The organism is Bacteroides pyogenes DSM 20611 = JCM 6294 (assembly GCF_000428105.1).
Lineage (GTDB): Bacteria > Bacteroidota > Bacteroidia > Bacteroidales > Bacteroidaceae > Bacteroides > Bacteroides pyogenes.
Genome location: NZ_ATZH01000054.1, coordinates 1 through 11,717 on the forward strand (window position 1 = coordinate 1; position 11,717 = coordinate 11,717).

Genomic DNA, 11,717 nt, shown 5'->3' on the forward strand with positions numbered 1-11,717 from the left:
AGGTAATCGACCTAATGGAAATCATAGAAGACAGACACGGAAACAAGTCTACCATCTTTGCAAGCCAGCTGCCTGTAGCAAATTGGTACGAAACTCTCGATAGTAATGTCTCTGCCGCTGATGCTATCTTGGATAGAGTAGTCAATACCGCATCTAGATTTACATTGAAAGGAGACAGTTTAAGAAAAAAACATTAACTTTGCCTCGTCAAAACTGTAACAGCATGGCCGTTTTTGCTGTAACAGTCTACTCCGTTTTTACCATCTATATTTCTTTGTAACATATCCGCCAAAGAATAGTTAAAGCGATTGATAGAGGAGAAGAATATTTTGTATGGATTTCAAACCGATAGAGAAGTCTTTTGTCCGACACGTGCCGGTATGGGTAGGGAGAATTTTGAAAAGACTCCTTCATTGGGTTATTTTGCTCGCAAGTAGTTTATTCCTACGTTACAATAATCGTAAGAGTTTAATCCTGTCAGCGGGTTATAATCTGTCATTATTGAGAAGAACTGGCCCATAAACTCTAACTCCTGATTGGTCATTTTCAATAGTTTTAGATTCATCTAAGGAATTTGCAGCAATAACTTCAAAAGAACGCTATTGCTCTTTTGAAGTTATTGAAAAATTAGCGAGAATTTGTTGTTTAACAGCATTTCGCCAAAATGTAATTTTTAAGGGATGACTAATTATATTTGAGAAGTTAGCCAATTCTCTTTCCCTATCATCTCTATTAAATTTATTTGCCCCTGGCTCCAGTAAAAATCTTCTTCCTCATCTGCTAAATAATCTTTGAAAATTTCATAGGTAGTAGGATCATCCTTAAGATTATCCATATATTTATAAATAACGGATAAGCCTTCACTCTGTAAAGCTAAATCAGTTTTTAAATATTTAATAGGGTCTTTTATAATATCCTGTCCATTGCAATTTTCAATTTTTATATCACCACCCAGATCTAAAATTCGTGTCATAAATTTTTTGACCCATCCCATTTCTTCTTCATAGTGTTCAATATATTTAGTCCCCATTTTGGACAATCCCATCGACTCGAAATATTTTCCCTGAACTAGATGTAAAAATGCACCTTTTGATAGCCCTGTAATGAACAGCTGTAGCGTATCCACTGATTTTTTAGTATCCATAATCTAAAGAATAAATTAATAAATTTGTTGATATTTTTATTTTAAAAACATGAGTTTAAGAATAGCGTGATTCATAAGTAATATTAAAATTACACAAAATCCTTTTATGGCGAGGTTAAAGAGAAGTTACAAACTCTTTCATTGGTTTTCTTACTTTCTTTAGGTTAGCATTCCAGTCATTTTTCTCATCTGCATAACCCACAGCTATCAGACAAAGACTTTTTAAGCCTTTTTCTCTTAAACCAAGATGTTTGTCAGCTTGTTCAAAGTAAAAACCCTCCATGGGGGTGGTTGCGATGTGTAGACAAGCTGCTTCTGTAAGTCCCATACCTATTGCAATATATGCTTGGCGCGCAATGTGAGCAAAATTTTCTTGCTCTGATGCATTGTGAACATACTTTTCAATGAGGCTGCTCACATAGTCATTATATCGCCCTTCAGGTAGTCCTCTTTCGTGGGTGATATGATTGTACATCTTGTTTATACGCTCTTCGGTATAATTGTCCCAGCCTGCAACCAAAATGGTATAGGTACTGTTCATCACATATTCTGCATTGTTAAGAAAACAAGTGTCAGCTATTTTCCTTTTCACTTCTTCTGATTCCAAGACAAAAATCTCGAAAGGTTGTAACCCGGATGAAGTAGGAGCGAGAGACATTGCTTCTATTATCTGATGAAGAACTTGCTTGCTTACTTTTTTATCTTTATCGTATGCTTTTACGGCATGTCTCCATCTTAAATCATTAATTATAGACATCTTATTTATAGGTTTTTAATACAATCTTTTTTACATCTTCCGGAGTAACTTGTGCCCTTTCGCCTATGCCGCTCCATTTTCTCTCTATAAATCGCTTTTCTATTTCTTCAGCAGTACCTTCGTACTCTTCTGTGTAGTCCGAGAGATGAGTGTTTATGCCCAATGATTGACAGAAATTCTCCAATTTTTGAATACCTTGTAGAGCTCTTTCGTCGTCATTACCACTACTGATATTCCAAACTCTATTGGCATATTGAACTAATTTTTCTCTCTTCTCTTGTAATAGGTATTCGTAGTATCGAGGTGCTACAATAGCTAAGGTGCGGGCATGGTCGATACCGAAGATGGCTGTAAATTCATGTCCTATAGCATGGACACCCCAGTCTGTTGGAACACCTTGTGCGATGAGCCCATTAAGTGCCAAAGTGCAAGACCACATCAAACTTGCTGCTGCTTCATAATTGGCTGGATTTGCCATAACTTTCGGGCCCTCTTCAATAAGCGTCTTCATTATACCTTCAGCAAAGCGGTCTTGTAGATGTCCTCCTACTGGGTAAGTCATATATTGTTCCAACACGTGCATGGTGGCATCTACTATGCCATTTGCAATCTGACGAGTTGGAAGAGTTATCATCACTTGTGGGTCAAGCACTGAAAACTGAGGATAAACCAAAGGAGAGTCGAAAGGTCGCTTCTCTTTTAAGGCTCTTCGTGAGATAACTGCACCTGCATTCATTTCAGAGCCGGTGGCAGGAATTGTCAAAACTGTACCAAACGGTATAGCTTTTTTGATAGGAGCTGTTCCGCATACAATTTGCCAAGGATCTTCGCCATCGTATTTGGCTGCTGCTGAAATAAATTTAGTACCATCGATAACCGAACCACCGCCGATTGCAAGAATGTAATTCAACTTTTCTTCTCGGATGATTTTGACGGCCTCGATTAGATGATCATACTCTGGGTTAGCAGGTACGTTTGGAAATTCAATTAATTTACGATTGCCTACAGCTCTGATTACTTGTTCGTAAACTCCATTTCTTTTGATACTTCCGCCTCCGTAAACCATTAAGATACGTGCGTCTTTAGGTAATTCAGTATTTATTTGTTCAATCTGTCCTTTACCAAATATAATTTTAGTAGGATTTTTATAAATGAAATTGTTCATATTCTTTCTATTTAAGGGTTAATATTTAATTGTTTTTTTAATATAACGATAAACTAAATATGTCCATAAAATAAGTATACATTGCATGATTACTCTGACTATAGCAAATTCATATACATTCTTGTTCGCAGGGACAAATCCCGAGATTGAAGGAGTCTCTCTAAAGAGGTCAATTATGTGAATCGGGAAGAAAATAAGCATCATCATAAAGATGAGCAGAGCTCCAAATATCCTTATTCTACCTTTGAAAAAAAGCATAATCCCTACCATGATTTCTACAATTCCTGATCCGTAAACTATAAATGTATGCCAAGGTAGAATGTTGGGAACCATAGAAATATAGGGAGTGGTATTGGTAAAATGATTAATTCCAGCTAATACCATAAAAATGGCCAAGAGATAACACAATCCTTCCTTTATGTAATGCAATATTTTGCTCATAAATGTAATTGTATTTTACTTTTAAAATAAGTTGCTATTGCTTGATACTTTTCATTCGTAGGCTCTTGATATGTCTGAGCTCCATCTTTCATCGCTATTTTTACAGATTGTGGTAAAACAGAGTCAGGAAGTTTACTAAGCTTTTCCAAAAGAGAAGGTGCAATATACCCTTGTAAAACTTGCACGCCAATACTGTCATATTTGGAGGCAAGCTGCTCTATATTTTGCACACATACATTTCCATGTTCGGTAGTAGTTCTTGCTCCCATAGTCATAAAAAAACCTACTTTTTTATCTGTTAAATTTAATTTTTCTAATGCTGAAATAGCAGCTTTATTAAGCGAGCCTCCTTCTGCCCATCCTCCGAAGAGTACAACGTTTGTATCACTCAGTTCAACACCTCCATCTTTGATATCTTGGATACTCCAATCTCCTATAGATTGCATGTATTCATAGATTTTTTCTGCCAATTTCTTGGTGTTTCCAGTATTACTGGAATAAAGAATTATTCCTTTCATTTTTTCTTATTTGAATTATGTAATATTTATGATATTGTTTTTATGCTTCTATTGCTTTCCAAGCCATTTCATATGCTTCATCTATTTGCTTTTGGGTTAGTTTGATTTTCTTATCAACTTTTGAAAATATAAGGTATGAAAGAGGATTAACACTAAAAGCATATATAAGATGTAGAGATATATTCCGAATTATACCTTCTTCTTGTCCTCTACGCCACACATCCAATAGTGGATTTAGAAATTCTAAAGCTTTCTTTTTACTACTTTCTGTTACCACAGGTGTAATGTCGCAGTTGGCAAGAAACATCGCCTCTTTAATATGGGAAATCTTATAATCGGCTATTCGATACCAAATATTTTTGAACTCTTCAACAACACCTCCCTGAGGATTATGCTTCATAAATGCATATTCACACATTTCCGACTTTATAATGATATAAAGTTTATCGAGCATATCTTGTTTGTTCTCGAAATAGAGGTAAATAGTCCCTGGAGAGATTCCGGCCATTTGTGCTATTTTTGACATGGAAGCAGCATGAAATCCCTGATGATTCACTAATGTAAGAGTTGCTTGCAATAGAGCGAGTTCCTTATCTTTTAAATTATCTCTAATCATTTAATCTTATTGTTTATCTGATTGCAAAGATACAATAAATAAATGAATGTTCATTCATTTATTGTGAGATTTCTTTTGAATTTATTCTATTTGAGTTATTTTTGAAGACTTTTATACTAATTTTTTAGTAAGGATTCTATATTATACTGTCATAGGAGATGGGGATATCAGTGCTGAAGTACATCCAAGCCTCTTTGAAACGGTTAATATCTAGCTGAAAATACTGGCAGGGCAAATCGGAAAGAATTTTACTGTTTGAGCATCTTTTTGTCGGGCGACTTTGAAAGAAAAGCGTCTGCCTAAAGAAAAAACGCGTTTGCCTGAACATGGATTTTTAGGCAAACGCGAAATTTTTCTTTAGGCAGACGCAAAAAGCTTTTTAAGGAGAGAGCTTTTCCCGCAGATGAAATTCCGGCAGGAAAAAGTCTCTTTTATTAAACTGCTTATTTGGGCTGCACACTGTTCATGTTTAATTTCTTCCGTGGCAGTTTTTATATTTCTTACCGCTTCCGCAAGGGCAGGGGTCGTTTCTTCCCACTGTTTTCTCCGCACGAATCGGCTCGCGTTTCTGCGTTTCGCGAGTATCCTGCTGTGCGGCTGCTTGTTGGTGCGGATCGTTCAGGTCCTGTTTTTGCTCGCGATATTTGCTCATGTCCTGACGTCGTTCGGGGGCAGCCTGACGCACATCCACACGGCGTGTCTGATCGTCTGCCGGACCTTCCTGCACAGGTATTTGTCCACGCATCAGGATGGCGGTAGTCTGGTTGTTGATCTTATCCACCATACTGTCGAACAAAGTGACCGATTCGAGCTTGTAGATCAGCAGCGGATCTTTTTGTTCGTAACTTGCGTTCTGTACCGAATGCTTCAGTTCGTCCAGTTCGCGGAGGTTTTCTTTCCACGCCTCGTCTATAACGTGCAGTAAAATAGACTTCTGGAATGCTTTTACGACTTCTTTCGACTCCGATTCATAAGCTGCTTTCAAGTTGCACGAGATATTGTACATCCGCTTTCCGTCTGTGATAGGAATTAAGATATTCTCGTACATGTGTCCTTGATTCTCATATACTTGTTTGATTACCGGATTGGCAATTTGCGCCAAACGCTCGGTTTTCCGTTTGAAGTTGCCCATAGCGAGGCCGAATGCTTTTTCTGCCAACGCTTCTTTCTTTTCGTTGCGGAATTCTTCTTCCGTGAAAGGGCATTCCATAGCCAGTGTCTGAAGCATTTCCAGTTGGCATCCCTCATAATCGTTGTTTTCGATGGAGTTGGCGCAACGATCCCAAATCATATTCACGATATCCATGCCGATACGTTCGCCCATCAATGCGTGGCGGCGTTTGGTGTAAACTACCGTCCGCTGCTTGTTCATCACGTCGTCATATTCCAGCAAGCGTTTACGGATACCGAAGTTGTTTTCCTCCACTTTCTTTTGAGCGCGCTCAATGGAGTTGGATATCATTTTGTGCTCAATCATTTCACCTTCTTGGAACCCGAGACGGTCCATGACGCTGGCGATACGGTCGGAAGAGAAGAGGCGCATCAGGTCGTCTTCGAGCGAGACGAAGAATACGGAAGATCCCGGGTCGCCCTGACGTCCTGCACGACCGCGCAACTGGCGGTCGACACGACGGGATTCGTGACGTTCTGTGCCGATAATTGCCAAACCGCCGGCAGCTTTCACTTCCGGGCTTAGCTTGATGTCGGTACCGCGACCTGCCATATTGGTGGCGATGGTCACTGTTCCGCTCAACCCGGCCTTGGCTACAATGTCGGCTTCTCTCTGATGCAGTTTTGCGTTCAGTACGTTATGTTCGATCTTGCGCATGGCGAGCATCTTGCTCAGCATTTCGGAGATTTCGACGGAAGTCGTACCCACCAATACCGGACGACCTGCCTGAATGAGCTTTTCAATTTCTTCGATTACGGCTTTGTATTTTTCGCGTTTCGTTTTATAAACGCGGTCGTTCATATCTTTGCGAGCGATGGGGCGGTTTGTCGGGATTACTACAACATCCAGTTTGTAGATGTCCCAGAATTCGCCTGCTTCCGTTTCGGCGGTACCGGTCATACCGGACAGCTTGTGATACATACGGAAATAGTTCTGCAAAGTTATGGTCGCGAATGTCTGTGTCGCCGCTTCCACTTTAACCCGCTCTTTGGCTTCGATGGCCTGGTGCAATCCGTCGGAATACCGGCGACCTTCCATGATACGTCCGGTCTGCTCGTCTACAATTTTCACCTGTCCGTCGATAACTACATATTCATCGTCTTTTTCGAACATGGTGTAGGCTTTCAGCAATTGGTTGATGGTATGCACCCGTTCCGATTTGATGGCGTAGTTGGTCAACAACTCGTCTTTTTTCTGGAGTCTTTCTTCGTCTGTAAGATTAGGCACTACCTCCAGTTCGGAGAGTTGCGCCGCAATGTCGGGAAGCACAAACAAGGTGGGGTCTTCTGAATTACCGGTGATAAGGTCGATACCTTTATCCGTCAGGTCTACACTGTTCAGCTTTTCGTCGATGACGAAGTATAAGGGTTCTGTTACTTCGTGCATCCGCTTGTTGTTTTGCTCCATGTAGATTTCCTCGGTTTTCAGCATTCCCGCTTTAATGCCTTGTTCGCTGAGGAATTTAATCAACGCTTTGTTTTTCGGCAAGCATTTATGGCTACGGTACAGAGCCAGGAATCCTTCCTCCACCTCTTTTTTATCGTCCGAAGCAATCATCCGTTTGGCTTCGGATAGATATTTGGTTGCCAAAACCTTTTGTGCTTCTACCAAACGTTCCACCAATGGGCGAAGTTCCTCGAACAATTGGTCGTCTCCTTTCGGCACCGGTCCTGAAATGATTAACGGCGTACGGGCATCGTCGATCAATACCGAGTCCACCTCGTCGACGATGGCATAGTTGTGCCGGCGCTGTACCAGGTCCTTCGGGCTGATGGCCATGTTGTCGCGCAGGTAGTCGAAACCGAATTCGTTGTTCGTACCGAATGTAATGTCTGCCAGATAAGCCTGACGGCGGGCGTCGGAGTTCGGCTGGTGGCGATCGATGCAGTCGACACTTAAACCGTGGAACATGTAAAGCGGTCCCATCCATTCGGAGTCGCGTTTGGCAAGGTAATCGTTTACGGTAACTACATGCACTCCGTTTCCGGTCAATGCGTTGAGGAATACCGGCAAAGTAGCTACCAGTGTCTTTCCTTCACCTGTTGCCATTTCCGCAATTTTACCTTTATGGAGAACCACGCCGCCGAATAGCTGCACATCGTAGTGTACCATGTTCCACAGCGTGTCGTTTCCTCCGGCTACCCAATGGTTTTGGTAGATGGCTTTATCGTCTTCGATCCGGACAAAGTCTTTTGTCGCTGCCAATTGGCGGTCGAAATCGGTAGCCGTTACTACGATTTCTTCATTTTCGGCAAAACGCTTGGCAGTAGCTTTAACGATAGAGAAAGCTACCGGAAGAATTTCGTCCAACGCCTTTTCGTATTTTTCCAGAATTTCTTTTTCTATCTTGTCTATTTGTGCGAAAACTCCCTCGCGTTCTTCCAGCTCGAGGTTTTCGATACTTCCTTTCAGCTCTTCTACTCTGGCGTTTTCTTCACTTGCCGACTGACGGATGTATTCTTTCAGTTCTTCCGTCTTGGCACGGAGCGCGTCATTATCCAATGCTTCAATCTCCGGGTAGGCAGCTTTGATTCTTTCCACCCAGGGCTTGATTTCTTTCATGTCTCGTGTAGATTTGTTTCCAAAAATCGAGCTTAAAAATTCATTAAATCCCATTTGTATTATAGTCTATTTATTATTATCGGTTTTGAATAACTTGCGCAAAGTTACATTAAAATGCTGATTTATTTATGCTTTACGCCTGTTTTTGTGAGTAATATTCTACCGGAGTCCGGTCAGAGGAGTAGAAGTGCAAGCGTTGGGCGCACGGATACGCATAAAGTGCGACAGTGTAGGTGCTATGCGGTCGATGGTTACAGGTGTCTCTATGATAGAAGGTTTTATCGCGTATCCCATAAAGACCAGTGGCGTAGGGGCGTAAGAATAACGTACTACCTGGCGGTCATCGGTGTTTTCGTCTACGATGGTCCATCCCGGAAGTACATCGATTACTAAATCGCCCGAACGTTTGCGGTGAAATCCGCTGCGTATTTTGTAGATTTCGGGAGTCCATGCGCCCAAGAGAAGCCTATGAGCGGAATATACTTCATTCACTCCGCTGAACTGGATTAAAAAATCCGCGCATTTTTCCTGTACATCCGTCAAGTTCAGCTGCTTTTTTTCAAGCAACTTATGATTCAGATAAATCTGTCGGTTGTGATAAGTTTCCACATATTTTCCCTGACCGTATGTAGCCATCAGATACATGTTCAACAAGGCGGCGCAACGGTTGAGGTGAAATTCTCCACCCGGGATTTTGTAAGAACCGGAATCGATGGGATCGTTGTCTGTATACCCGGTGGAGGTAACGAAGAACAGTACATTATGCAGTCCGATCTTTTTTTCAATCAAGTCTAATAACGTTCCGATGCATCGGTCGAGCCGGACATAAGTGTCTTGAATCTCCAATCCGGCTTCTTGTCCGGCTTTCTGTATATAGTTTCCTGCATAATAGGTAATTGCGAGCAGGTCTGTTACTTCGTCCGAACCGATGGAGCTTTTTCCCAATACTTCCGCTGCAAGAGCATTCACCTCCTCGTTGACCAAAGGGCTGGCGATGAAGCGGCGGAATTTGTTCGAACGTTCGTCTTCGAATTTATGTTTGAAAGAGCCCTCTCTGCGGTCGGGCAGATACTTATACATGCTTCGCGGGAAAAGCGGTTCCCATGCGAGTCCCGATATCCTGAGGTCGATGGCTTTCCGGTCATTATACTGATTGGCCCACCAGGGAAATTCGCCGTAAAAAGTACTTCCGCTCCATTTCCCCGTATTCGGATTCAGCCAAAAAGCTCCGTTACCGCCATGTCCGGCGGCAAAAATTGCGGCCTCGCAATCCGGAGCGATGGCGTATACCAATCCTTTTCCCTGCGTAGCCACCTTTAGTTCGTCGGCAATGGTGGAAGTCAGCAATTGGGTCGGCGCGCAAGTCTGATCGGTGTAGTATCCCATAAACCCTTTGTCGTCGGTGCTGTTGACCACGCGAAGCGTGCTTGCGTCCATCCACTGGTTGGCGATGATGCCGTTTACGGAGGGTGTAGTGCCGGTGTAAATGGCGGCGATGGCAGAAGCTCGGTCTACGCCACTGAAAGTATATTCCGCATTATAAAATACTCTTCCTTCTTTCCAGAGGCGTTTGAATCCTTTTTCGCCGTAAAGCGACGAAAACGCTTCTAAGTAATCTGTGCGCAACTGGTCGATTGTAAGTCCGACTACCAGCTTCGGAGCGGCCGGAAGCGATTGTCCCTGAAGCCCCGTGAAAGTTAGCGCGGTAATAAGAGAAGTAAGTATTCCTTTCATTCTTTTTTTGTATAAGTCAAGATCATGTTGCTTGCCGAACGTATCAACAAACTGAGTGCCAAAGGTACAACGGCGAAGTCAATATTTTGAGGTATTAAGGGGAAAAGGATTATAAAAAACATTAAAACGAGAAAGTTGAGGGTGTGATATGCGCATTTCTTTCTTTTCCGCACACAATATATAATATAAGGAAGCAATAATAAATGCAGAGGATGGAATGCTATCAATAGAAAATTCGGGTTGAGGGCGGGATGTTGCGAGAAGATAGCCAAGAACGCAAGGATACATCCGGCAATTCCGGCAGCTCCGAATAGCAAGAGGTCGATTCCCCAAAGCCCTTTCCCTTTGCGTATTCCGTAAATGGTGAAAGCGACAGCGAGAATAAATAAAAGTAGGGAACTTTGGAAAGGAGTAGGGAACCAAACTCCGGCATCCGTTGACGTTTTCGCTTGAATGATCTCTTTCGTTGAAGTGACCAACGGGCGTCGCTTAATTTCGTTTCCTACGTGAGCTCCGGCAAAAGCGTTCATCAAATAATACGGAGCAAACATCATTTGGCGGCGATTGATAGGACGGTCGGCTGCGCTGCCTAAGCAAAAGTCCATACCAAATCGTGCCCATGGATGGTCTTTGCAAAATTCGTGAATGATTTTCCGGTAAGTGCGTGATCCGTCTTTCGGATACGAGGGGTAAAGAATTCCGTCCATCACACACTCCTCTATTCTATCCCGAGGGCGTGTACAGCAATTGTCGTAAAAATAGTTGTATCTGTAAACCCGATTTTCGGGCAGATAATTTCTTTCCAATAGGAAAAGAAGACGTTCTTTTTCTTTTGGGGCCAAATTAAGCTCCTGTTGCCATACGCTTCTGCCATAATAAGCATACTCCCCAGCGAAAAAATCGAATTCGGTTACTCCCAGTTGATAGTCGGTTTCGCCGAGAGCAAAGCGGAAAATGAAATTGGGCGCATTGAAGCTGAACAAACCGTAGTTGAATACCACATCTATATTCCGTGACAGATTCTGATAGCGTATGGCGGTGTGCCCGAACAGGGTGTAGATTTCTTCTCCCGGCGAACAAGTGAGCAGGCTGATATGGACAGAATCGTTTTGGCTTGCTGAGGCTTTTTCCGCAGGAAAGTATAGTATGAGCAACGCAAGTAGCAAACAGGGTATGTATCGTTTCATCGGATGTACTTTTATATGGTTTGTCGGCAAAGATAAGAAGATATCTTGTTTTTTGGGGTATTTGTGCGTTGGAAATACATCTTAAAATATTCCTGATTTCTCAAGGAAACAATAGAAAGGTTATTCTCATTCCTTTTTTTATCCTAAACCCGTTGGTTGAATTAAATTAGCGAATATTTTATCTTTCCAATCGGACGATGATTAGCGTAATTGACATATTGCATGAAAGTCATAGCGGCAATCTTTGCTGCCATGCGGGTGAAAAGTCCGCAGGATTGCTTTGCGTAATTTCGTATCATCATAAGCGTGTCGTTGAGTTGGGAGAATACGGTTTCGATACGTTTTCTAAACCGCTTGCAAGCCCATGATGTGGGCTCTTTCCGGTTCTTCTGATTCAGCCGATAGGGAACTTCCAGCGTAAT

At 42.2% G+C, this 11,717-nt stretch carries 10 protein-coding genes and 1 pseudogene; 1 reads left to right on the forward strand and 10 read right to left on the reverse strand.

Going from position 1 to position 11,717, the window contains the following annotated elements:
* The coding region (locus tag C234_RS16420; protein WP_034538437.1) for an ATP-binding protein at positions 1-197 on the forward strand (197 nt) is incomplete at its 5' end.
* Between the two features lie 491 nt (positions 198-688).
* Here the strand turns inward: C234_RS16420 and C234_RS0112310 are convergent.
* From C234_RS0112310 to C234_RS17690, 10 genes and pseudogenes are all read right to left on the reverse strand, one after another.
* A complete protein-coding gene (locus tag C234_RS0112310; protein ID WP_034537709.1) occupies positions 689-1,144 on the reverse strand; it encodes a ferritin-like domain-containing protein in 456 nt (151 codons plus the stop codon).
* A 115-nt stretch (positions 1,145-1,259) separates the two neighbouring features.
* A complete protein-coding gene (locus C234_RS0112315) occupies positions 1,260-1,901 on the reverse strand; it encodes a nitroreductase family protein (RefSeq protein ID WP_027326014.1) in 642 nt (213 codons plus the stop codon).
* Between the two features lies 1 nt (position 1,902).
* Positions 1,903-3,066 (reverse strand): iron-containing alcohol dehydrogenase, encoded by a 1,164-nt coding sequence (locus C234_RS0112320; protein ID WP_027326015.1) that lies wholly within the window; start codon positions 3,064-3,066, stop codon positions 1,903-1,905.
* An 18-nt stretch (positions 3,067-3,084) separates the two neighbouring features.
* Positions 3,085-3,507 (reverse strand): DoxX family protein, encoded by a 423-nt coding sequence (locus C234_RS0112325; protein ID WP_051290261.1) that lies wholly within the window; start codon positions 3,505-3,507, stop codon positions 3,085-3,087.
* A complete protein-coding gene (locus C234_RS0112330) occupies positions 3,504-4,025 on the reverse strand; it encodes a flavodoxin family protein (protein ID WP_027326017.1) in 522 nt (173 codons plus the stop codon). The genes C234_RS0112325 and C234_RS0112330 overlap by 4 nt, the downstream gene beginning before the upstream one ends.
* Positions 4,026-4,065: 40 nt before the next feature.
* Positions 4,066-4,641 carry a TetR/AcrR family transcriptional regulator gene (locus C234_RS0112335; RefSeq protein WP_027326018.1) on the reverse strand — a complete coding sequence of 192 codons (576 nt, stop codon included), beginning with the start codon at positions 4,639-4,641 and terminating at the stop codon, positions 4,066-4,068.
* Positions 4,642-5,110: 469 nt separating this feature from the next.
* A complete protein-coding gene (gene secA / locus C234_RS0112340; protein WP_027326019.1) occupies positions 5,111-8,428 on the reverse strand; it encodes a preprotein translocase subunit SecA in 3,318 nt (1,105 codons plus the stop codon).
* A 105-nt stretch (positions 8,429-8,533) separates the two neighbouring features.
* A complete protein-coding gene (locus tag C234_RS0112345; protein ID WP_027326020.1) occupies positions 8,534-10,108 on the reverse strand; it encodes an alkaline phosphatase family protein in 1,575 nt (524 codons plus the stop codon).
* Positions 10,105-11,295 (reverse strand): lipoprotein N-acyltransferase Lnb, encoded by a 1,191-nt coding sequence (lnb, locus tag C234_RS0112350; RefSeq protein ID WP_027326021.1) that lies wholly within the window; start codon positions 11,293-11,295, stop codon positions 10,105-10,107. The genes C234_RS0112345 and lnb overlap by 4 nt, the downstream gene beginning before the upstream one ends.
* A gap of 161 nt (positions 11,296-11,456) precedes the next feature.
* Positions 11,457-11,717 (reverse strand): annotated as a pseudogene (locus tag C234_RS17690) (IS982 family transposase); the annotation flags it as partial.